Here is a 23,424-nt window from a genome sequence, read left to right on the forward strand (position 1 = left end):
GCCAAGGGTCAGTGCGCACGGGCATCCGCTGCGCCAAATTCTTCTTCCAGAATTTCTTCCACCGAAGCCGGAGCAAACAGCGGGCGGCGCTGCACCCAGGCGGTCCACACCAGCGCATACAGGGTGACCAGGCCAAACATCACCCCAAACGGGCGATACACGTCCATGCGTTCGATGCCGGGTGGGGCGATATGCCACAGCGCCAGCAGCACGCCAGCTGACGACACGATTTGCGGCAGCGGAAACCACGGCGAGCGATAAGCGCGCGGCAGGTCCGGGCGGCGGATGCGCAGCATCACCACCGACAGCGTCACCAGCAAATACGCCACGCCCCAGGCGCACACCGCCGCCAGCACCAGCAGCAGAATCTTGTCCAGATTGCCCTGGATCAGCCAGATATGGACACACGGAATCAGCATGGCCACCACAATGCCCACCACCGGGGTGTTAAAGCGCGGATGCCGGTAGGCAAACACCTTGGGCAGCGCGCCATCCAGCGCCATGCCGTAAAAAATGCGCGGCAGGCCGGCCATCAGCGTATTGATGGTGGCGGCACCGGCAAACAGAAAGGCAATGCCCAGCCAGATACGCCCCGCCGGGCCCATGATCTGCTCGGCAAACAGCGGAATGGCGTTCGGGGTTTCCAGCAGATGCACCGTGCCTTCCGGGTTCACGGCCTTGTTTTCCACCTGACGGGCAATGGCCGCGCCGTAACACAGCATGCACACGGTAACCATCACCAGGCCCAGCTGCATGGCGCGCGGGATATTGCGCGAGGCGTGCTTGAGCTCGGGTGCCAGCGGGGTGACAAACTCCAGCCCGAGAAACATGAAAATCGCCATGCCCACCAGCGATAGCACCGCGCCCCAGTCGGTGCCGATTTGCGAGGCACCAAAAAAGCCGTCCAGCGATACTGCCGGAGCCTGAATCAGGCCAATCACGCCAAACAGGGTGAGGGTGATCCACATGCCGCTGGTCAGCACCACCTCGGCCTTGCTGAAAAACTGCACGCCAAAAATGTTCAGCACGCCAAAACACAGCACAAAGCCCACGCCAACGGCCCAGGTCAGGTTGTGGTCTTCCAGCATGGAATGAAATTCCGGGAAGTTCACCGTGGCCATCACCCCGCTGAGAATCACCTCGGCGGTGCCGGCAAACACATGCACCAGCGCATAGGCCGACAAAGTCCCGGCAATCGCCAGCACGCGGCCCGGCCCGCAGGAAATATAGTCATACACCGAACCCGAGGTGGGCAGCACCGACGCCGCTTCGGCAAAGGTGCTGGCCTGAGCCAGGATGATCACAAAGGCAATCAGCATGGCCAGCACAAAGGTGCCGCCGCCCACGCCAAAGCCGGTGGTGACGGTCAAAATCACCGGGCTGGCCATCACCAGGCCGACCGCCGTGGCCAGCGCTGTCGGAAACCCCACCACACCGTTGGCCAGGTGGGTATCAAGCTTGTCTTGCAGGGACATTGCACGCTCCTTGTCTGGCCGGGCGTGTCGCCCGGCCAGCAAAAACAACCGCTAACCGGGAAGTCAGGCCTGGCTGAAGCCGGCCTTCAGCGCCGAAACCATCACATCGGCGTGGTGAGGCTCCAGCACCAGTGGCGGCGACAGGATGATCTTGGTCCCCACCGGACGCACAATGGCACCGTGCTCACGGGCGATTTCCGCCACGCGGTTGGCGTAGCCATGGGTCGGGTCGATCGGTGTGCGGGTGGTTTTGTCTTCCACCAGATCCAGCGCAATCATCAGCCCCTTGCCGCGCACCTCGCCCACGGCGGCGAATTGCTCGACAAACGGCTGCAACTGGGCCATCAGATAATCACCCATGCGCGCAGCGTTGGCCGGCAGATTTTCTTCCTGAACAATCTTCAGGTTGGCCAGCGCGGCGGCGCAGGCCACCGGGTGGCCGGAGTAGGTGTAGCCGTGAAAAATCGCCCCGGAAAAATCCTGGTTGGCGTCAAACGCCTGAAAAATCCGGTCGTTGAACACCGTGGCCCCCAGCGGCACATAGCCGGAGGAAATCCCCTTGGCCAGACACATGATGTCCGGCTTCACCCCCCACAGCCGGCTGCCGAACATGCAGCCCGAGCGGCCAAAGCCGGTAACGATTTCGTCGGCAATCAGCAGCACGCCGTACTTGTCGCACACCTGGCGGATCAGCGGCCAGTAGCTGGCTGGCGGCACAATCACCCCGCCGGCACCCTGAATCGGCTCGGCGATGAAAGCAGCAACCGTGTCCGGGCCCTGGAACAGGATTTCCCGCTCCAGCAGATTGGCGCAGATCTGTGCCAGTTCTTCCGGGTCTTCGGTAAACGGATTGCGGTAGGTCCACGGCGTTTCCACGTGGTAGCAGCCCGGCAGCAGGGGCTCGTAGCTGCGGCGGAACACCGTGTTGCCATTCACCGACGCGCCGCCAAAGTGGGTGCCGTGATAGCCCTGCTTGAGCGAAATGAACTTGGTGCGATCCGCCTGGCCGACCACTTTCCAGTATTGGCGGGCGATGCGCAGTGCGGTTTCCACCGCATCCGAACCGCCCGAGCTGTAAAACACCCGGCGCATGTCTTCCGGTGCCAGAAAATCCATCAGCACATTGGACAGCTCTTCGGCGCGCGGGTGGGTCAGGCCGTCAAACAGCTGGAAATACTCCAGCTCGTCCAGCTGCTTGACGATGGCAGCCTTCACCTCGGGGCGGTTGTGGCCCACGTTGACGTTCCACAGCCCGGCCACGCCATCCACCAGCTGGCGGCCCTGGTCGTCGAACACATAACATCCGTCGCCCCGGACAATCCGGATGGGCTCGCGCACCTTCATTTCATTCGGGTGCAGCATCGGGTGCCAGAATTGATAAGCCTGTTCGCGCATCTACGCTCTCCTTCGGGTCGGCATTCCACACAAGCCGGGCCGTCATGACCCGGTAACGCACACAGTGTAGGAAGGCACCCAAAGACGGCGTTATCGAAAACTGGCAAGAATGGCAGGGTTCCACCTCCAGCGCCCGTGGGGCGGACACCGCACAACCCGCAGGCCGGATGGGGCGTGGTGGTGCGCTTAATTCACCCGCCGCAAGGTGCGCGATGGCAGCTCGCCAAACAGTTTTTTATAGTCGAGGGAAAACTGTGACAAATGCCAGAACCCCCAGCGCGCGGCGGCATCGCCAATGGTCAGCCGGCCATCGGTGCTGGTCAGCGTCTGGCGCACGCCGTTTAAGCGCACTACTTTCAGGTAGGCCGCCGGGCTCATGCCCACCACGTGTTCAAAACAGTCGTGCAGGGTGCGCCGCGAGGTGTGGGTTTGTGCACATAAATCGAGCACGGTCAGCGGCGTGTCCGGATGGGCGAGCATATAGTCACGCGCCAGGCGAACCACCCGCCGTGCCTTGGCGGGCGAGACAATGGTTTCTGCCGTCAGCGCGGCGTGGATGAACGCATCAACCAGTCCCAGCAGCTCGCAGCCCAATTGCTGGCGGGCGGCGTCCAGCGCCAGCTGAGGGGGTTGCTGCATCAGCGTGAAAAGCGCCGTGCCCAGCTGCTGGCGCAGCCGGGCGGCCAGCACCGGGTGATGAATCAGCGGCGTGGCCAGCCGTTCCAGTGCGTCCACCGGGTCGTGGTCAAACTCGCCATCGTGCAGCGCCGGGCACTGCGCCAGCGGAATGCTCAGGCCCAGCAGGGTGCTGTGGCGCGGCGTGCGCATCTCCAGGGTGTGGCGGCGGGTCAGGCAGCTGACCCGGTGCGCGGCAAGCCCCGCCGTTCAGGGCGAGGAAGGACGGCAAGGACGGCGTAGCCGTCCTTGCCGTCGATGGGGGTGGGTTGTATAAAATACCCAGTATGCAACGCCTTCAAGCCTACAAATACGAACTGATGCCGACCGGCGAACAGCAGCGCGACATGCGCCGCTTTGCTGGCTCGTGCCGTTTCGTGTTCAACAAGGCGCTGGCGTTGCAGAAGGCGCGCTACGAGCGTGCAGAGAAGAAACTGGGCTATGCGGGCCTGTGCAAGCTGCTCACCGAGTGGCGCAACAGCGCGGAGACAGCATGGCTGGCGGATGCGCCGGTTCATCCGCTGCAACAAACGCTCAAGGACCTGGAGCGCGCTTACGCCAACTTCTTCGCCAGGCGGGCCGACTTCCCGCGTTTCAAGAAAAAGGGCCAGTCCGACAGCTTCCGTTATCCAGACCCGAAACAGATCAAGCTCGACCAGGCCAATGCCCGAATCTTCCTGCCCAAGCTCGGCTGGCTGCGCTACCGCAACAGCCGGGAAGTGTTGGGTGCGGTGAAGAACGTCACCGTGAGCCAGTCTTGCGGCAAATGGTTCGTGTCGATCCAGACCGAACGCGAGGTCGAGCAGCCAATTCCAAAGGGCGGTACAGTCGGCATCGACATGGGTATTGCACGGTTCGCCACGCTCTCGGATGGCACGTTCCATGCCCCGCTCAACAGCTTCAAGCGACACGAAGCCCGCTTGCGCAAAGCGCAGCAGGCCATGAGCCGCAAGACCAAATTCAGCAGCAACTGGAAAAAGGCGAAAGCCCGCGTCCAGCGCATCCATTCCCGCATCGGCAACGCCCGCCGCGATTATCTGCACAAAGCCACAACCACGATCAGCCAAAACCACGCGATGGTGTGTCTTGAGGACTTGCAGGTGAGGAACATGTCCAAATCGTCGGCAGGCAGCCCCGAAACACCGGGCAAGAACGTTCGGGCCAAGTCCGGCCTGAACAAGTCCATCCTCGATCAAGGCTGGTTCGAATTCCGTCGCCAACTGGACTACAAGCTGGCGTGGAACGGTGGGCATCTCATCGCCGTGCCGGCGCAGAACACCAGCCGCACCTGTCCGTGCTGCGGCCATGTGTCGGCGGACAACCGCCAGACGCAAGCCCGGTTCCAGTGTGTTGAGTGCGGTTTTAAGGAAAACGCCGATGTGGTCGGCGCGATCAACATCCTGTCTTGCGGGATGCAACGATTGCGAGACGAAGGGCAGGACACGGCGGACGCTTCCGCCGGGCGGGAAACCGTAGCCCGGATCGCCTGTGAAGTGAGCGGTGCAGTCATGCCGCCAGCAGCAGGAACCCACCGAAGCGACTTATGCCGGCTCGATGCCGGGATGAGCGCTGTAGGAATCCCCCGACTTTAGGCCGGGGGAGGATGTCAAATGCTCAAACCCGGCTGCCACCCCCTGCCAGCGTGCGGCATCGGACAGTGCGGCAAACACCCCCACCGACAGCGTGCCAGGCCGGCCAGCCCCATGCTGGAACACCGCCTGTGACAGGCTTTCTTCAAAAATCTGGATATCGCCAATCCAGGCTTCGCTGATTGCCCCATGAAAACAGCCAGGGGAAAGTTGATCATAGCTTTGCTCCCAGGCCGTCAGCAGGCGCATATGCTGGTGCAGATCGTCAGAATGGGTGGCGGTTTTGACCCGCCACGGCAGTGGCGCGGGCGCAGCGGGGCCGAACGGGGCGGCAGGCAATCCTTGCATGATGGTTTCCTCGAGATGACACAGCGGTCGATGGGCTCTCGTCAAGCCATCTGGCGATGGTGCGCCGCCCTCACAAGAGAAAAGCCCACTCTCGAAAAAAACAAGCAAACCCTGGGCCTGGCCCGTCCATCTGGCCAACCGCCGTTCTAGCGCACAAACAGGAAAGCACTGTCAGGCACGGTCAAATCACGCACCGGCTCCGAGTAAATGAATGGCCCTTTGGGCTCATGCGGCGCGGCGGGTGGGCGCAAGCGGGCGATGCTGGCCTGTTGCGTCGGGCTCAGGCTGGCGCGCAGCCGGGCAAAGGCCATGGCGTAGCGGTAGGACAGGCGGCCATCCAGCTCGCCATAGCGTTTCGACGCCGCTTGCACCTTGGCCGGGTCGGCGGCCTCGCCGCGCAGCAGCTGGCGCAGTTCGCCGGCAATGCTGCGGCGCAGCTGCACGATCTCGGCCAGATCGGCGCGCTGGGCGGCCAGCACGTCGGTGAACAGCTGGCGCTGGCCGGGGTCGAGCAGCGCCAGCAGCGCCGCGCCGCTGTCGCCGGTCAGCGCGGTGCTGATGGCGTAGTCGGGCCGACCCATGGCCGGTGCGGTTTTCATGCCGAAGCCGCCAAAATACATGCCGTGGCGTTCCGGGCAAAAATACACGTCAGCCTCCAGCGAGCCGCCTTGCCAGGAAAACATCTCGCTGGCCAGGGTCATCACCACCACATGCACGCCGTGCGGCATCTGGCGTTTGTCGATCGGCTCGGGTCCGTTGGGCCAGCTGCGCGAATCGGCAAATTTCAGCTGCGCCAGCGCCTGGCGCTGGGCCGGGCTCAGGCTGCGCAACACATGGGCCATCACCTTGGCGCGCTGATAGGCCAGCTGGCCGTCCAGCGCGTACAGGCGGGCGGAATGCTGCATCACCGCCGACTGCGACAAGGTTTTGCGCCCTTCCAGTTGCTGGCGGAACGCCTGAATCAGCGGCAGGCGCAGTTCGGCAAACCGGCGGATATCGGCTTGCTGCAGGCGGGCCAGGTCGATCAGCAGTCCGCGTTGTTCCGGGGTGAGAATGGCCAGCATGGCGTGGGCAATCCGGGTGAGAAACGCCCCCTGATGGCCGCCGCCCGCGCTGTCGGTGTCGCGCATGAACTGAAAGCCAAAATAATCCGACACCTTGCCCGGCGGCAAAAAGGTGTCGGTGGCAAAGTCTCCGGTCAGAAACGCCAGCCCGCTGAAGGCAATGGTGTGCAGTTGCGCCTGGTCGGACAGCGCCTGCTCCAGCGAGTAGCGCTGACCCGCCGGCCCCGGCCCGGGTGGTGGCGGGCGTTGTCCGCCATCACGCGGCGGCGGCGGGGGAAAGGGCGGGTTTTGCGCCAGGCTGGGAGAGATGGCCAGCAGGGTGGCAAGCAGCAGGGGGAGCGTCAGGAAGCGGCGGGTTGGGAAGCAGCGCATGGCGCGGGCCTTTTCAGCGTGTTGGCAAATGACTCAGCCCTTGTTGCCGGCGAGTGGACTGGCGGAAGGTGACTGGACTTATCGACGCAATGGCATGGCGGTTGATGGGCTCGGCATGGGGCGCTGTGCTACCCGCCTGGCGGCCACGTCCGCGCGCCCACGCTGCGAAAAAAATCCTCCAGCGTGCGCCCGGCTTGCGGGGTGAAGGTGTCGGCCAGCGGTGTGCAGGCCAGGATGCGGTCGATGCGGAAATGGCGAAATTCGTCGCGCGCCTCGCACCAGGCCGCCAGTGTCCAGCTCACCCCCCAGAAAAACAGCCCCAGCGGATGCACCCGCCGCCGGCTGAGTTCGCCATCGGCGCGGCAATAATCCAGCTCGATACATTGGCGGGCGGCAATGGCTTGGCGCAGCGGCGTCAGACGCGCTACCGGGTAGTCATGCAAATCAGGCACAAACAGCCGCGCCGCCGGCGCGCGCGCGGCACTGGGCGGCAACACCGCGTCGATCTTGGCCAGGGCATTGCTTGCCAGCTGGCCCAGGGCAGGGTCGCCCCAACTGCCCACCATGGCGGCACCCAGGCGCAATGCCGCCAGTTCGTCGGCGTTGAACATCAGCGGTGGCAGATGGTAATGCCGCGCCAGCCGATAGCCGACGCCGGCCTCACCTTCAATGGGCACGCCGCTGGCCATCAGGTCGCGCACATCGCGGTACACCGTGCGTTCGGACACTTCCAGCCACTGCGCCAGCTGGGCGGCGGTCACGCAGCGTCGTCCACGCAGCGATTCAATCAGCCGGTACAGCCGGTCAGCGCGGCGCATGGGTATCTTCCTGTGCCAGCCATCCTGGTTGGATATCGTGATTGTTGTTCATCGACAAGAGTATGGCAGAACACCCGCCACGCGGGCTTATGCTGCTGCCCTGTCCTGGCGGACAAGCCTCAGGCGATTTGGGAATGGCCCAATGTCACAAGACCACATGCCGCTGTTACGGCTGCGTGCTGCGCTGCTGCTTGATGCCCCAGGCATTGTCCAGCCGCTGGCGGGCTGCGCCGAGTTCGGCCAGGGCGTCGCGCTCGCTGGCTTCGGCGCTGGCTTGTTCGGCCTGGGCACGCTCCATCAGGATTTGCGCGTCGCGCAGGCGCATGTCGGCCTGCTCGCGCGCCTGGCGGGCCAGTTGGGCGCTCTGGGTGGCTTTGTCGGCAAAGCCGCTGGCGCGGTGGTAGTTCATCTGGGCGGCAAGCAGGTCGTCGTCGATGGTCTGGGCACTGGCGGCACCAGCCAGCAGGGTGGCGCTGAGCAGCAGCATACGCAGGGAAGCGGACATTGGGTCATCCTTGGCGGGGTGGCAATCGGGCGATGATAGCGCAAGCGGCACCCCATTGCCGGGGCCAAGCGTTTATCATCACAGAATTGTATCCAGCAGGCAGGGCGCGCAATGGCGGACAAGACAGAACTGGGCTGCGGCCTGATGGTGTGGCAGGGCAACCGGCTGGAAGACCTGCGCGACCTGCTGCTGGGCTGGCTGGCGCGCCAGCCGCTGGCCCCGCTGGAAAACGATGTGTTTCTGGTACAAAGCCAGGGCATGGGCCAGTGGCTGAAGCTGGCGCTGGCCGGAGAATCCGGGGTCAGCGCAGCGGTGAGCATGCAGCTGCCAGCGCAGTTTCTCTGGCGCGCCTACCGCCGGGTGCTGGGCGAGGCCGCCGTGCCGGAGCGCTCGGCGCTGGACCGGGAGGCATTGATCTGGCGCATCTTGCGGCTGCTGCCCACCCTGCAGGATCAGCCGGTATTTGCCCCGTTGCAGCATTTTTTGCGCGACGATGGCGACGGGCGCAAGCGCTACCAGCTGGCGGGCAAGCTGGCCGAGCTGTTCGACCAATACCAGGTGTACCGCGCCGACTGGCTGCTGGACTGGCAGGCCGGCGCAGACCAGCTGCGCCTGGCCCCGGATACCGCGACCAGCCGGGCGATTCCCACCGATCAGCATTGGCAGCCAGCCTTGTGGCGCGCCGTGCTGGCGGATATTGCCGCACAGGGCGGCAACCCGGCAGGCCGCGCCAGCATTCACCGCCAGTTTATCGATGCCCTGGCGGGCCTGACCGCCAGGCCCGCCGGCCTGCCGCGCCGGGTGGTGGTATTTGGTATTTCGTCGCTGCCGCAGCAGGTGATTGAAGCGCTGGCGGCGCTGGGTCAGCATAGTCAGGTGGTGCTGGTGGCGCATAATCCCTGCCAGCATTACTGGGGCGACCTGGCCGACCGCCAGGCGGTGGCGCGCCGGCTGGCGCGACGCAGCCCACAGGCGCGCTTGCCAGCGCTGGACAGCCTGCACGCCGACAATCAGCCGCTGCTGGCGGCCTGGGGCCGGCATGGGCGGGATTTTTTGGGTTTGCTGGATCGCTACGACCAGCCGGAGGACGAGCAGGCCGCGCTGGCCGGCGTGGCCGAGCGGATCGACCTGTTCATCCCGCCCAGCGCCGACACCCTGCTGGGCCAGCTGCAGCATGGCATGTTCGACCTCACCCCGCCGCCGGCCACCCCGGCAGAGCGCCAGCCGGTGGCGGCAGAGGATCTGTCGGTGCGTTTTCATCTGGCGCACAGCCGCCAGCGCGAAGTGGAAATCCTCCACGACCAGCTTCTGGCCTACTGCGAAGCCGCCCAGGCTGCCGGCACGCCGCTGGCCCCGCGTGACATGGTGGTGATGGTGCCCGATGTAGCAGCGTATGCGCCGCATGTGCGCGCGGTGTTTGGCCGGATTCCGCCCGGCGACCCGCGCCATCTGCCGTTTACCCTGGCCGACCGCAGCGCGCGCGACAGCGCGCCGCTGCTGCGCGCGCTGGACACGCTGCTGGCCAGCCCGCACACCCGGTTTACCGTCAGCGAGGTATTCGACCTGCTCGACGCGCCCGCCCTGGCACGGCGCTTTGACCTGCCGGCAGAGACGCTGCCGCGTTTGCGCCAGTGGGCGGAACAGTCGGGCATTCGCTGGGGGCTGGACGCCGGGCAGCGCGCCCGGCTGGCCCTGCCCGACGGCTTGCAGCAAAACAGCTGGCAATTTGGCCTGGAGCGCCTGCTGCTGGGCTACGCGGTGGGCGATGGCGACGCCTGGCAGCAGCGCATTCAGCCCTGCGACGAGGCCGCCGGCCTGGAAGTGGCCGCGCTGGGGCCATTGGCCCAGCTGATTGACCGCCTGCGCCACTGGGCCGGGGTATTGACCGAACCGGCCAGCCCGCGCCACTGGGGCGAGCGGCTGCGCCAGCTGCTGGCCGATTTTTTACTGCCGGTGGACGATCAGGAGCGGCGGATTCTGCTGCGGCTGGACAGCGCGCTGGCCAGCTGGCTGGAAGCCTGCGCCGACGCCGGGCTGGACGATGCGCTGCCACTGGCGGTGGTGCGTGAAGCCTGGCTGGGTGGGCTGGACGACGCCGCGCCATCGCAGCATTTTCTGGCGGGCGCGGTGAATGTGTGTACGCTGATGCCGATGCGGGCGATTCCGTTTCGGGTGGTGTGCCTGCTGGGCATGAACGACGGCGACTATCCACGCCGCCAGCCGCCCAGCGACTTTGACCTGATGGCCCAGCCCGGCCATGCCCGCCCCGGCGACCGCGCCCGCCGCGACGACGACCGCTATCTGCTGCTGGAGGCCCTGCTGTCGGCCCGCGAACGGCTGTATGTCAGCTGGGTGGGGCGCAACGCCCGCGACAACAGCCCGCAACCCCCATCGGTGCTGATTGGCCAGTTGCGCGATGTGCTGGCCGCCGGCTGGCGGCTGGCCGGAGACGACCCACAGCAGGCCGACAGCGGCACGCGGCTGCTGGCGGCGCTGACCTGCGAACACCCGCTGCAACCGTTCAGCCCGCGCTACTTTGCCGCGCCGCCTGCCGCCGGGCTGTTTACCTACGCCCACGAATGGCGCGCCGCCCACCACGCGCCCGCTCCGGCTGAAGCGACACTGCCCGCCCTGCTGTCCCCCAGCCCCGCCACCCTGAGCCTGGCTGACCTGACCCGCTTTTTGCGCCGGCCTGTGGCGCACTTTTTTGCCCGCCGGCTGCGTGTGCAGTTTGATGCCGGCGACGACAGCCTGCTCGAACACGAACCCTTTACCCTGAACGGTCTGGACAGCTATGCGCTGCGTGAGCGTTTGCTGCACGCCTTGCGCCGGGGCACGCGCGACGGGCAGGACCTGGCCGGGACGCTGGCGGCAGAGGCCGGGCGCTGGCAGCGCGAAGGGCTGATGCCCTTGCAGGCCGGGGCCACGCTGTTTGACGGGCTGGCCGCGCAGGTGGCGCCGCTGTGGCTGCGCTGGCAAGCCTTGCGCGCGCGCTGGCCGCAGGCCCTGCCGCCCGCAGAAGTGACGCTGCCGCTGGCGGGCAGTGTGCAACTGGAAGACTGGGTAGGCGAACGCTACGCCACGCCGTCTGGCGAACACACCATCCGCCTGCTGGCGCTGCCGCATCCCTTGCACCACAGCCAGGGCTGGCGGCTGGAGCGCTTGCTCGCCCCGTGGCTGACCCATCTGGCCCTGAACGCCAGCGGCCAGCCAACCGCCAGCTGGATTCTGGCCAGCGATGACGACGGCGACGGGCTGCACTGGCCCGCCTGGCCGGTGGCCGAGGCCCAGGCGCGGCTGGATCACATCAGCCTGGCGTGGCAGGCCGGGCTGGCCGGGCCGCTGCCGCTGGCGTGCAAAACCCTGCTGGCTTATCTGCAACATCTGGCGCGCCAGACCGACCGCGACGGCGAAGTGAACGACGATGCCGCCTGGCAGCACGCCAGCCAGGTGTTTGCCGGCAGCTGGCAACTGCCCGGCGAAGTGGACGGCGACCCGTGCCTGGCGCGGGCGTTTCCGGACTGGCCGGCCTTCAGCCAGGCCCGCACCGACGCCGGCACCTGGGCCGAACAGCTTTACCTCCCGCTGTTGCGGGCCACCCTGTTGCCGCCGGAGGCCGCATGAGCCAGCCACTTGACCCGTTGACCCTGCCGCTGACCGGCAGCTGGCTGATTGAAGCCAGCGCCGGCACCGGCAAAACCTATACCCTGGCGGCGCTGTACGTGCGCCTGGTGCTGGGCCACGACCCCGACGCCAACCCGGCGCAACGCCTGCCACCGTTGTCGCCCGGCCAGATTCTGGTGATGACCTTCACCGAGGCCGCCGCCAGCGAGCTGCGCGAACGCATCCGCCTGCGCCTGACCGGGCTGGCCGACTGGCTGCGCCGCGACGCACCGGTGGACGAGGCCGATGTATTCAGCCAGGGCCTGCTGGCCAGCCTGGATGCCGATGGCGGCCTGGGCCGCGAGCAGGCGGCCATCCGCCTGGCGCTGGCGGCGGATTTGCTCGACGACGCGGCGATTTCCACCATCCACAGCTGGTGCCTGCGTATGCTGCGCGAACACGCGCTGTACAGCGGCAATCTGTTTGACGAAACCCTGGACCAGGACGACGGCCAGCGCTACCACGAAGCAGTGCGCGACTACTGGCGCACCTTTGTGTATCCCTTGTCCGATGCCCAGTTTGCCCTGCTGGCCAGCCACTGGCCGACGCCGGACGCCTTGGCCAACACCCTGCGCCCGCTGCTGGGTGCGCTGCCGCCGTCCGACTGGCGCGGCCCGCAGGCGCTGGGCCAGGCGCTGACCCGCATTGCCCGCCAACTGGCCGAACTGAAGCAGTCCTGGCCGCGCCAGCGGGTGGACGAGCTGCGCCAGCTGCTTGCCGGCTGGCAGGCAGACAAACGCTATAACGGCACCCGCCTGCGCAGCGGTACGGTAAGCAAGCTGCTCGACGCGCTGGAGGCCTGGGCCAGCACGCCGACACAACACGATCTGGACGCCAGCCTGGATTGGAGCCGGCTGTCGCCCGCCTTTCTGGCCGAAATCTGGAAAAAAACTGAGCTGCCGCCTGTGGTGCCGGCACTGGAGGCGCTGGCGGCCCTGCCCGCCCAGCTGGAGGCCATCGTGCCGTTTGCCCATGGCGTGCTGGTCCATGCCGGCCAGTGGGTAGGCGACAACCTGGCCCGGCACAAGCGCCGTGAAGCGGTGATGGACTTTGACGACCTGCTCACCCGGCTGGATGCCGCCCTGCACGGCCCGGATGGCGAGCGGCTGGCCAGTGCCATCCGCCGGCAGTTTCCGGCGGCGCTGGTGGACGAATTCCAGGACACCGACCCGCTGCAATACCGCATGCTCAACACCCTGTACCCGGTGGCCCAGCCGCTGCCTGGCACCCTGCTGGCGATGATCGGCGACCCGAAACAGGCGATTTACGCCTTTCGCGGTGGCGATATCTTTACCTACCTGAACGCCCGCCGCGCCACGGCGGGCCGCCATGTCAGCCTGGGCAGCAATTTCCGTTCGACCACAGCCATGGTGGCGCAGGTCAACCAGCTGTTTGCCTTTGCCGAACAGCAGCATGCCGCCGGGGCGTTTGCCTTTGCCGATGAAACTGGCGAGCGCCTGCTGCCCTTCGAGCCGGTGCGCGCCGCAGGCCGCAGCGAGGTGTTGCTGCATCGCGGCCAGCCGCTGGCGGCGCTGAATGTCTGGCTGGATACCACCGCACAGGGGGTGGGCAGCTACCGCGAGCACATGGCCGAGCGCTGCGCCGACAGTCTGGTGGCGCTGCTGGCCGGTGGCCAGGCCGGCGACACCGGCTTTGCCCACGCCGATGGCCGTTTTGCCGCGCTGTGTCCGGCGGATATCGCCATTCTGGTACGCGATGGCAGCGAGGCGCGCAGCGTGCGTCAGGCGCTGGCCCGGCGCGGCGTGCGCACGGTGTATTTGTCCGACCGCGATTCGGTGTACGCCAGCCGCGAAGCCCAGGACCTGCTGCACTGGCTGCGCGCCTGCGCTGAACCCACCCAGGAGCGCCTGCTGCGCACGGCGCTGGCCACCGCCACGCTGGATTTGCCCTACGCCCGGCTGGATGCGCTCAACGACGCGCACACCCGCGACTGGGATGCCGAAGTGGAGCGCTTTGTCCGGCTGCATGGCTGCTGGCAGCGCGAAGGCATCCTGCCCATGCTGCGCCAGCTGTTGCAGCTGTTTGACCTGCCGGCCCGCTGCCTGACGCGCGAAGGCGGCGAACGCACGCTGACCAACCTGCTGCACCTGGCCGAGCTGCTGCATGCCGCCGCCGAGCAGCTGGACGGCGAACAGGCGTTGATTCGGCATCTGGCCGAGCAGATGGCCCAGCCCGAGCGTGGCGGCGACGAGCGCATGGTGCGGCTGGAAAGCGACGCTGGTCTGGTGCGGGTGGTGACCATCCACAAATCCAAGGGGCTGGAATACCCGCTGGTGTGCCTGCCGTTTGCCGCCAGCTACAAGCCGGTGGATGGCAGCCGGCTGACCGCCTACCGCTACCACGACCCACAACCGCCGTATGCCGCCCGGCTGTCGCTGTTCAAACGCGACGACGAGCGCACCGCGCAAGACCGCGAACGCCTGCAGGAAGACCTGCGCCTGTTTTATGTGGCGGTCACCCGCGCCCGCCACGCGCTGTGGCTGGGCATTGCGCCGCTGCGTCGGGGCAATCATAAAAACAACACCCTGCATGAAAGCGCGCTGGGCTATCTGCTGACCGGCGGTGCCACGCTGGCCGACGCCGACCTGACTGACGCCTGCCTGCGCTGGCTGGATGCTGAACACGCCGGCCCGGCCCGGCTGGCGATCAACCCCGACCTGGGCCACAGCCCGGCGCGGCTGCCTGCCGACACCGACGCCACCGCCCTGGGCGAGGCCCGGACCTGCCAGCTGACCCCCACGCCGCCCTGGCGGATGAGCAGCTATAGCGCGCTGATTCTGCGTCTGGAGGGCAGCAGCGCGCCGCTGGCGGAATCCGGCCTGGATGAAGCCGCGCAGGAAATTGCCGAAGATATCCGGCCCAATCTGGCCACGCCGGCCAGTGCGGTGGGCGCGGCAAGGTTGGGCGATCTGCCCACCGGGCCGGCCAGCGGGGTATTTGTGCATGGCCTGCTGGAATGGATGGCGCAGGAAGGCTTTGCCACGCTGGCCGCCCAGCCGGCCCGCCTGCGCGACCGGGTGGCACGCGGCTGCGCCTTGCGCCAGTGGGAATCGCTGATCGAGCCTCTCTCCCGCCAGCTGGAAGCCTGGCTGCACACCCCGCTGGGCCTGCCCGGCCCAGCGGTGACCCTGGCGCAGCTTGAATGCTATCAACCCGAACTGGAGTTCTGGTTTGCCGCCCACCAGTTACCCCTGGCCCGGCTCGACCAGCAGGTGCAGCGCATGCTGCTGCCCGGACAGCCACGCCCCCAGCTGCGCACCGACCGGCTGAACGGCATGCTCAAGGGCTTTGTCGATCTGGTGCTGTGCCACGAAGGCCGCTATTACGTGGTGGACTATAAAACCAACTTTCTTGGGCCGCGCCTGGGCGACTATGGTGCTGACGCGCTCACTGCCCCGCTGGCCGAAGCGCGCTACGACCTGCAGGCAGCGCTTTACCTGCTGGCGCTGCATCGGCATTTGCGCGAACGCCTGCCCGATTACGACTGCGCCCGCCATCTGGGCGGCGCGGTGTATCTGTTCTTGCGCGGCTGGGATGGCGCAGGCCATGGCGTATGGCACGCCTGCCCCGACGCCGCACAGATTCACGCGCTGGATGCGCTGTTTGCCGGCCAGCCCCTGCCAGGAGCCAACCATGCTGACCTTTGACGCACTGTGGACTCTGCTCGACACTTGGGAAACCCACCGCTGGCTGCGCCCGCTGGATGGCCGCTTTGCCCGCTTTCTGGCCGAGCTCGATCCGCAGGCGGCACCGGAGCTGTTGCTGGCTGCCGCACTGGCCAGCCACCAGCTGGGCCGGGGCCATCCCTGTCTGGACCTGAGCACCCTGGCTGCCGGTGCAGCATTGGACCATGTGCTGGGCCTGCCGCCCGAGGGCGACAGCAGCCCGGCCCCCAGCCTGCCGCCGCTGTGGCCCTGGCCGGCGGCAGAGTCGCCGCTGCTGGCCGTGGTGGGGCGCGATGACGCCACCCGGCGCGAATCGCCGCTGGTGCGCGACGGCGAGCGGCTGTATCTGCGCCGCTATTGGCAATACGAGCAGGACGTGGCGCTGGCGCTGCACCAGCGTGCCCAGCCTGAACATGCCACGCTGCCGGTGTTGCCGGTGTTGCCGGACTGGTTGCAGCAGGGCCAGGCCGACGGCCAGTCTGCCGACTGGCAGCAACTGGCCTGCGCGCTGGCATTGCGCGGACGGCTGACGCTGATTACCGGCGGGCCAGGCACCGGCAAAACCACCACCGTGGTGCGCCTGCTGGCGCTGTTGCAAAGCCAGGCGCTGGCGGCGGGCCAACCTGCCCTGCGCATCCGTCTGGCCGCCCCCACCGGCAAGGCGGCGGCGCGGCTGAGTGAATCACTGGGGGGGGCCTGCCAGCGTCTGGCCGGTGTGGTCAGCCCCGAGGTGCTGGCCAGCATTCCGCCCAGCGTCAGCACCGTGCACCGCCTGCTGGGCAGCCGCCCGGACAGCCGGCGCTTTCGTCATCACCGCGATGCGCCGCTGCACGCCGACGTGGTGGTGATTGACGAAGCCTCGATGATTGATCTGGAAATGATGGCCGCCGTGCTCGACGCCCTGCCCGAGCCCGCCCGGCTGATTCTGCTGGGCGACAAGGACCAACTGGCATCGGTGGAAGCCGGTGCCGTGCTGGGCCAGCTGTGCGCCAACGCCGAGCAAGGCGGCTATTCCCCCGCCGCACTGGCCTGGCTCAATGCCGCCGACCGCCAGCAACACGACCTCAGCCGCTTTGCCGCCGATCCCGCCCGCCCGGCCCCGCCGCTGGCCGACTGCACGGTGATGCTGCGCCATTCCCACCGGTTTGATCAGCACAGCGGCATTGGCCAGCTGGCCCAGGCGGTGCGCGACAATCAGCCTGACCAGTTGAAACAGGTGTGGCAACGCCATCAGGATATCGAGCGCCTGGCGCTGTCTGGCGAGCATGATGCGCAGCTGGCCAGTTTTGTGCTGGCCGGCTACCGCCCGGTGCTCAGCGCCGTGCAACACGCGCTAGCGGCCAGCGCCAGCGACGACGACTGGCACAGCTGGGCCGCCGGCTGCCTGCAACGGTTTGCCCGGTTTCAGCTGCTCACCGCGCTGCGCCGTGGCCCATGGGGCGTGGAAGGGCTGAATCAACGGGTCAGCACCGTGCTGGCCGACGCCGGCTTGATCGACCCGCGCCGCGACTGGTACGTTGGCCGCCCGGTGATCCTCACCCGCAATGACCACGCGCTGGGGCTGATGAACGGCGACATCGGCCTGACCGTGGCCGACCGCCAGGGCCAGCTGCAGGTGATTTTTGCCCAGGCCGGCCAGGTACGCTGGATCTCGCCGCTGCGCCTGCCCGACGTGGACACGGTGTTTGCCATGACCGTGCATAAATCCCAGGGCTCGGAATTCGACCACGCCGCGCTGATCCTGCCCGACCACCCCGGCCCGCTGCTCACCCGCGAACTGGTGTACACCGCCATCACCCGCGCCAAAACCCGCTTCACCCTGCTGGAAGCCCAGGTGGGCCTGCTGGAGCTGGCAGCACAAACCGTCACCCGGCGCGAAAGCGGGCTGGGGGCGAGTTTGCTGGCGCTGGCCAACCGTGTGCCCGGATGACGAGTCAGCCTCACCTGGCCTAAACCAATGCCGGATGGCGCTGTTCGGCTGCCTGGCATATCCGGTGTACCCATCTGGCTTTTTTATTAGATCATCTGGTTATCTGGTTTGTTGAATCAATTCTTAAAAGGACTAAGGCGAGGCGCTTATAGTGGGGCTTCCTGCTTTCTGGATGCCTTGCGGCGCTTGCCATGTCCTTGCCTGTTTCCTCTGAAATTCCGCTGCCAGACGGCTCGGCGGAGGCTGCCTCAGCAGCGGGTCGGCCTGTGCGCATGCCTTTGCTGGCGGTGCTCGATCCGGCCTTGATGGCGCACTATGTGCCACGGGTGGCCGCCCCTATTCCGCCGGTGCCCACGCCACCCGCCTCCCCGGCGCGGCCTGGCCGGGCGCGGCGGGTGGTGGAAGAAGATCCATTGCTGCAGCGTTTCAACCAGCGCTTTATTGCCGCCGGGCACCCGGCCAACAGTTTGCAGCTCAATCGCAAGCAGCAGGTGGTGGCTACGTTTGACGAATGGCAACTCAGCAGCGTGTTTCAGCCGATTGTCGCGGCGCAGTCGCAGCAAGTGATTGGCCACAAGGCGCTGCTGCGGATCACCGGCCCGGCCGGGCACGCGGTGGCGGCACCGCTGCTGTTTGCGGTGGAGCGCGCGCCGACGCGCACCGTGCTGCTCGACCGTCTGTGCCGGGTGGTGCATAGCCTGAACTTTGTCCGGCGTGGGTTGGTGGGGGGGCCGCTGCATCTGAATGTGCATGCGCTGCATCTGCTCAATCTACCGGAGGGGCACGGTGAGTTTTTTGCCGAGGCCATTGCCGAGTTAGGCTTGTTGCCATCGCAGGTGACGCTGGAAATTGTCGATGAGGAAGAATGCGACCTGCTGCGTTTGCAGCGCTGCATCCAGAGCTACCGGCGCTTTGGCTTTCGCATTGCGCTGGACGATTTTGGCGTGTCCGAGCTGAGCCTGCCCCGGGTATGGCTGCTGGAGCCTGATGCGGTGAAGCTGCACGAGCGGCTGTTGCACCGGGCCCTGTCGATTCCGTGCGCGCGCGCCGCGCTGCCCCAGGCGGTGACCGTGCTGCATCAGGCGGGCTGTCAGGTGGTGGCCGAGGGGGTGGATTCTGCCCGCCACGCCGAGCTGGCCCGCGAAGCGGGTTGCGATGGCTTGCAGGGCAGTTGGGTGAGCAAGCTGCTGCCCGCTGCTTGCCGCTAACCGGCACAATGTCATCCTGCGTCCTCACAGCCCCAGCGACTGCCACATGGCGTCCACCCTGGTCTTCACTGCTGCGTCCATCACAATCGGTGTGCCCCATTCACGCTGGGTTTCCCCTGGCAGCTTGTTGGTGGCATCCAGCCCCATCTTGCCGCCCAGCCCGGATACCGGGCTGGCAAAGTCCAGATAATCAATCGGGGTGTTTTCCACCAGCATCGTGTCGCGCACCGGGTCCATGCGTGTGGTGATGGCCCAGATCACTTCGTTCCAGTCACGGGTGTTCACGTCGTCGTCTACCACCACAATAAACTTGGTGTACATGAACTGGCGCAAGAAGCTCCACACCCCCATCATCACCCGCTTGGCGTGGCCGGGGTATTGCTTTTTGATGCTGACCACTGCCATCCGATAGCTGCAACCCTCTGGTGGCAGGTAGAAATCGACGATTTCGGGAAACTGCTTTTGCAGGATGGGCACGAACACCTCGTTCAGCGCCACGCCCAGCACCGCCGGTTCGTCAATCGGCTTGCCGGTGTAGGTGCTGTGGTAAATCGCGTCGCGGCGGCGGGTGATGCGGTCGATGGTGAACACCGGAAACCAGTCCTGCTCGTTGTAATAGCCGGTGTGGTCGCCATACGGGCCTTCCAGCGCGGCCAGAAAGCCTTCCTGCTCTTTCAACGGCACGCCGTGTTCGCTGACTCCGGTAAAGCCTGGCTCGACCGGGGTGAGCCGGCCTTCCAGCACCAGCTCGGCGTAGGCCGGCACAGTCAGGTCGTTGCCAATGCAGTGGGCCAGCTCGGTGCGGCTGCCGCGCAGCAGGCCGGCAAACTGGTATTCCGACAGGGTGTCGGGCACTGGTGTGACCGCGCCCAGAATGGTGGCCGGGTCGCAGCCCAGTACCACCGAGACAGGAAACGGCTGGCCCGGATGGGCGCGCTTGTGCTCGCGAAAATCCAGCGCGCCGCCGCGATGCGCCAACCAGCGCATGATCACCTGATTGCGGCCAATCACCTGCTGGCGATAAATGCCCAGGTTCTGGCGCTTTTTGTGCGGGCCACGGGTGACGGTCAGCCCCCAGGTAATCAGCGGCGCCACATCGCCCGGCCAGCAGTGCTGCACCGGCAGCTGGCCCAGATCAACTTCGGTGCCTTCCAGTACCTGCTCCTGGCACGGTGCCTGGCGGATGGATTTGGGTGCCATGTTCAGCACATTCTTGAACACGGGCCATTTGTCCCACAGGTCACGCAGCCCCTTGGGTGGCTCCGGCTCCTTCAGATAGGACAATAACTGGCCAATTTCGCGCAGCGCCGATACCTCGCTGGCCCCCATGCCCAGTGCCACCCGGCGCGGCGTGCCAAACAGGTTGCCCAGCACGGGCATGTGGTGGCCTTGTGGTTGCTCAAACAGCAGCGCCGGCCCGCCAGCGCGCAGCACGCGGTCGCAGATTTCGGTCATTTCCAGTCGGGTGGACACCGGCACGCGGATGCGGCGCAGTTCGTGCTGGCTTTCCAGCTGGGCAATAAAGTCGCGCAGGTCGCGGTATTTCATGGGAGGGCTCGGCAAAAACGGCATCGGCGCAGTCTACCAGCCCCAACCCGGCCAAGACAGCGGGCCGAAATACCCCTGATTGGCGTGTGGATGCCACACTTGGGGCGAATTCTGACGCTTCGCCGGGTTTGTTTGAGTCAGATCAATAACCTGATGTGCGGTTTTCCGGTAGCATCCATGACCTAAGCATGGGGGTTGTTGACATGTTGCGGAAAAACACGCAACGGCATCTGCCAAGCCATGACAGGTTAACCCCAAACACATCGTTTGATATCGGGAACATCAGGAGAGAAAACCATGAAAAAAATCGCATTGGCACTGTGCGCAGGCGCTGCCCTCGCTTCTTCCGCCGCCATGGCCGCCCAGGGCGACATCCTTGCTCGCTTCCGCGTGATCAATGTCAATCCGGACGTCAAGACCACCGGCCTGCTGAATGCACCGCTGAGCGCCAGTGTTGACGACGACACCATCCCGGAACTCGACTTCACCTACATGATCACCAACAACATTGGTGCCGAACTGATTCTGGGCACCTCGCGTCACACCGTGACCGCCAATCGCGCTGCACTGGGTGGTGGCAATGGTTCCATCGGCAAGGTTAGCGTTCTGCCGCCGACCCTGACCCTGCAATACCACTTCAACCCGGAAGGCTCCGTCCGTCCGTACGTTGGCGCTGGCCTGAACTACACCCGCTTCTACCGCGCTGGCGGCCTGAGCACTGAAGTGGGCAGCGTGTCCATCAAGAAAAACAGCTTTGGTCCGGCCCTGCAAGTTGGCGTGGACATCCCGGTGACCAAGAGCGTGTTCCTGAACGTTGACCTGAAGAAAATCTGGATCGACACCAAGGCCACCGGCAGCAGCGGTGCCATCAACGGCGTGAGCCTGGGCAAGCTGGAAATCAACCCGCTGGTGTTCGGTGTTGGCGTTGGCATGAAGTTCTAAGAACCCCTGACGGGTTTGAGCGCTGCCCGCCAAGCGGGCAGCCAGCGAGTTTTTCTCGTGTAGCACCCTCGTTTGGGCGGCGTATCATGATTGATACGCCGTTTTTTTCGTTTGAGCCACCGGCAAAAGTGTCAGAATATCCGCTTTGCCCGGCTGCGTTCGCCCATGTCCCCGTCTGTTTCTTCCCCGCTTCCACTGTCGCGCATCGTGCTGTTTGGTGGCTTGATTGTCACCCTGGCGATGGGCGTGCGACATACCTTTGGCCTGTTTCTCTCGCCCGTATCCCAAGATCTGGGCTGGGGCCGGGAAGTGTTTGCCCTGGCAATTGCCGTGCAAAACCTGCTGTGGGGTGCATTTCAGCCGATTACCGGCATGCTGGCCGACCGCTGGGGCGGGCGGCGGGCGCTGCTGGGCGGTGCGCTGTGTTATGTGCTTGGCCTGGCCTTGATGGCGCTGTCCACCACGCCGGGGGCGATGCTGGGTTCTGCCGGGCTGCTGATTGGTCTGGCGCTGTCTGGCACTACATATAGCGTGGTGTACGGCGAAATTGGCCGCCATGTGGCGGCAGCGGATCGCAGCCGGGCCATGGGCATGGTGGGTGCTGCCGGCTCGCTGGGGCAGTTTCTGATGCTGCCGATTGGCCAAGGGCTGATAGATGGGCTGGGCTGGTCGCTAACCTTATTGGTATTTGCCGTGCTGGTGGCCGGCATTGTGCCCGCTGGCCTGGCGCTGACCCCGGCCTCGGCGCAGGCGGGTCACCAGCCCCCCCGCCAGTCGGCCCGCGCCGCGCTGCTGGAAGCCTTGAACGAACGCGGCTATCTGCTGCTGTGTTTCAGCTATCTGGTGTGTGGCTTTCAGGTGGTGTTCATCGGCATGCACCTGCCGTCGTATCTGGTGGATCAGGGGCTGGACGCCAAGGTGGGCACCACCTGTCTGGCCTTGATCGGGCTGTTCAATGTGTTTGGCACCTATCTGTTTGGCCAGTGGGGTGGGCGCTGGAGCAAGGCGCGGCTGCTGGCTGGCATTTATGTGTCGCGCAGCATCACCATCGTGGTGTTTTTACTGCTGCCGCTGTCGCCGGCCAGTGCGATGGTGTTTGCCTCAGTGATGGGCTTTTTATGGCTGTCCACCGTGCCGCTGACCAATGGCCTGGTGGCGCAGGTGTTTGGCGTGCACTACCTGGCCATGCTGGGTGGCTTTGCCTTTTTTGCCCACCAGATTGGCAGTTTTTTGGGGGTATGGCTGGGCGGGCGGATGTTTGACCTGACCGGCAGTTATCAGTTGATCTGGCTGGCCAGCATTGCCCTGGGGGTGCTGGCCGGGCTGGCGGCCTGGCCGATTCGGGAAACGCCGTTGGCCCGGCTGGCGACGCAGCCATGATGCCGCGCTGGGGCTGGGTCTTGCTGCTGCTGGTGCTGGCACTGGGCTTTGCCGGCTATTTGCGCCCAGGCATGGTGCTGCAGTTTGCCAGTCAGATCGGCCTGTGCTGAGCACGCGAGGGCGGCCAAACCGGCCCATTGGCGCGAACTTTCCCGGCCTGGCCGGGTCTGTTGCCCGCGATGGCGGGGTTTTCTGCCACAATACCGTTTTTGTCTGTTGTTGCCCGAATGTTGCGTGAACCTGGTTTTTCCCTGCGTCGGCGCGCCCAGGCCAGCCTGGCGGCTGGCGGCGTACTGGCCTATCCCACCGAATCCTGCTTTGGCCTGGGTTGCCATCCCGCTTCGGCGCATGGCCTGCGCCGGATTCTGGCGCTCAAGCGCCGGCCCATGCACAAGGGGATGATTGTGGTGGGGGCCAGCTGGGCACAACTGGCCCCCTATGTGGCCCCGCTGTCGCTGGCCGAACAGGCCCGGCTGGCCGACTACTGGCCCGGCCCGGTAACGCTGCTGCTGCCGGCATCGCGCCGGGTGCTGCCGTTATTACGCGGACGGCACCGCAAGCTGGCGGTGCGCATCAGCGCCCACCCGGACACCGTGCGGCTGTGCCAGCGGCTGGGCAGCGCGCTGGTGTCCACGTCGGCCAATCGCGCTGGCGCGCGCGCGCTGAAAAGCGCCCGCGCCTGCCAGCGCCAGTTTGGTGCCCGCGCGCTGACCGTGCCTGGCCGCATCGGCCAGCGCCGGCAGCCGTCAACCATTATCGATTTTGAAACCGGACGGGTGCTGCGCTAGGCTCCCGCCCGTTCTGCAAGGATTGTTACATCGTGGAA

The 23,424-nt window shown here is 66.0% G+C and carries 16 protein-coding genes; 8 read left to right on the forward strand and 8 right to left on the reverse strand.

What is annotated here, in order from left to right; all coding sequences use genetic code 11:
- Positions 1-8: 8 nt before the first annotated feature.
- The 3 genes from BXU06_RS17015 to BXU06_RS17025 all read right to left on the reverse strand — a co-directional run bounded on the left by BXU06_RS17015 (position 9) and on the right by BXU06_RS17025 (position 3,698).
- Complete coding sequence (locus BXU06_RS17015; protein ID WP_077302458.1) at positions 9-1,475, reverse strand: APC family permease; 1,467 nt, start codon at positions 1,473-1,475, stop codon at positions 9-11.
- A gap of 63 nt (positions 1,476-1,538) precedes the next feature.
- Positions 1,539-2,870 carry an aspartate aminotransferase family protein gene (locus BXU06_RS17020; protein WP_077302460.1) on the reverse strand — a complete coding sequence of 444 codons (1,332 nt, stop codon included), beginning with the start codon at positions 2,868-2,870 and terminating at the stop codon, positions 1,539-1,541.
- Positions 2,871-3,056: 186 nt separating this feature from the next.
- Positions 3,057-3,698, reverse strand: a complete 642-nt coding sequence (locus tag BXU06_RS17025; RefSeq protein ID WP_077302462.1) for a helix-turn-helix domain-containing protein — start codon at positions 3,696-3,698, stop codon at positions 3,057-3,059.
- Positions 3,699-3,832: 134 nt separating this feature from the next.
- Here BXU06_RS17025 and BXU06_RS17030 point away from each other — a divergent pair, with 134 nt between their 5' ends.
- Positions 3,833-5,137, forward strand: a complete 1,305-nt coding sequence (locus BXU06_RS17030) for an RNA-guided endonuclease TnpB family protein (protein WP_077302464.1) — start codon at positions 3,833-3,835, stop codon at positions 5,135-5,137.
- Here the strand turns inward: BXU06_RS17030 and BXU06_RS17035 are convergent.
- From BXU06_RS17035 to BXU06_RS17050, 4 genes are all read right to left on the reverse strand, one after another.
- Entirely contained in the window at positions 5,087-5,482 is a 396-nt protein-coding gene (locus BXU06_RS17035; RefSeq protein ID WP_077302466.1) for a hypothetical protein, read from the reverse strand. The two genes, BXU06_RS17030 and BXU06_RS17035, sit on opposite strands and share 51 nt — an antisense overlap.
- Before the next feature lie 146 nt (positions 5,483-5,628).
- Positions 5,629-6,918, reverse strand: a complete 1,290-nt coding sequence (locus BXU06_RS17040; RefSeq protein ID WP_077302468.1) for a hypothetical protein — start codon at positions 6,916-6,918, stop codon at positions 5,629-5,631.
- A 128-nt stretch (positions 6,919-7,046) separates the two neighbouring features.
- On the reverse strand, positions 7,047-7,736 hold the full coding sequence (locus BXU06_RS17045; RefSeq protein ID WP_077302470.1) for a YafY family protein: 690 nt from the start codon (positions 7,734-7,736) through the stop codon (positions 7,047-7,049).
- Between the two features lie 166 nt (positions 7,737-7,902).
- On the reverse strand, positions 7,903-8,241 hold the full coding sequence (locus BXU06_RS17050; protein ID WP_077302472.1) for a hypothetical protein: 339 nt from the start codon (positions 8,239-8,241) through the stop codon (positions 7,903-7,905).
- Between the two features lie 111 nt (positions 8,242-8,352).
- On the opposite strand from BXU06_RS17050, the gene recC reads away from it, so the two are divergent.
- The 4 genes from recC (at position 8,353) to BXU06_RS17070 (ending at position 18,728) form a co-directional block, all read left to right on the forward strand.
- Entirely contained in the window at positions 8,353-11,865 is a 3,513-nt protein-coding gene (recC, locus tag BXU06_RS17055) for an exodeoxyribonuclease V subunit gamma (RefSeq protein ID WP_077302474.1), read from the forward strand.
- Complete coding sequence (gene recB / locus BXU06_RS17060) at positions 11,862-15,572, forward strand: exodeoxyribonuclease V subunit beta (protein ID WP_077302476.1); 3,711 nt, start codon at positions 11,862-11,864, stop codon at positions 15,570-15,572. Before recC ends, recB begins: the two co-directional genes overlap by 4 nt.
- Positions 15,559-17,520: an exodeoxyribonuclease V subunit alpha gene (gene recD, locus BXU06_RS17065; protein ID WP_171982262.1), complete on the forward strand. Its 1,962-nt coding sequence runs from the start codon at positions 15,559-15,561 to the stop codon at positions 17,518-17,520. The genes recB and recD overlap by 14 nt, the downstream gene beginning before the upstream one ends.
- Positions 17,521-17,711: 191 nt before the next feature.
- Complete coding sequence (locus tag BXU06_RS17070) at positions 17,712-18,728, forward strand: EAL domain-containing protein (protein WP_077302480.1); 1,017 nt, start codon at positions 17,712-17,714, stop codon at positions 18,726-18,728.
- Between the two features lie 24 nt (positions 18,729-18,752).
- On the opposite strand, the gene ubiD is transcribed toward BXU06_RS17070, so the two are convergent.
- Positions 18,753-20,276, reverse strand: a complete 1,524-nt coding sequence (ubiD, locus tag BXU06_RS17075) for a 4-hydroxy-3-polyprenylbenzoate decarboxylase (protein ID WP_077302482.1) — start codon at positions 20,274-20,276, stop codon at positions 18,753-18,755.
- A 297-nt stretch (positions 20,277-20,573) separates the two neighbouring features.
- Between ubiD and BXU06_RS17080 the strand changes: the two genes are divergently transcribed.
- From BXU06_RS17080 to BXU06_RS17090, 3 genes are all read left to right on the forward strand, one after another.
- On the forward strand, positions 20,574-21,218 hold the full coding sequence (locus tag BXU06_RS17080; RefSeq protein ID WP_077302484.1) for an OmpW family protein: 645 nt from the start codon (positions 20,574-20,576) through the stop codon (positions 21,216-21,218).
- Between the two features lie 165 nt (positions 21,219-21,383).
- Positions 21,384-22,598, forward strand: coding sequence for an MFS transporter (locus BXU06_RS17085; protein WP_077303011.1), 1,215 nt, complete (start codon positions 21,384-21,386; stop codon positions 22,596-22,598).
- 227 nt (positions 22,599-22,825) lie between these two features.
- Positions 22,826-23,386 carry an L-threonylcarbamoyladenylate synthase gene (locus BXU06_RS17090; protein ID WP_077302486.1) on the forward strand — a complete coding sequence of 187 codons (561 nt, stop codon included), beginning with the start codon at positions 22,826-22,828 and terminating at the stop codon, positions 23,384-23,386.
- Positions 23,387-23,424 lie beyond the last annotated feature (38 nt).

Source organism: Aquaspirillum sp. LM1, assembly GCF_002002905.1.
Classification (GTDB): domain Bacteria; phylum Pseudomonadota; class Gammaproteobacteria; order Burkholderiales; family Aquaspirillaceae; genus Rivihabitans.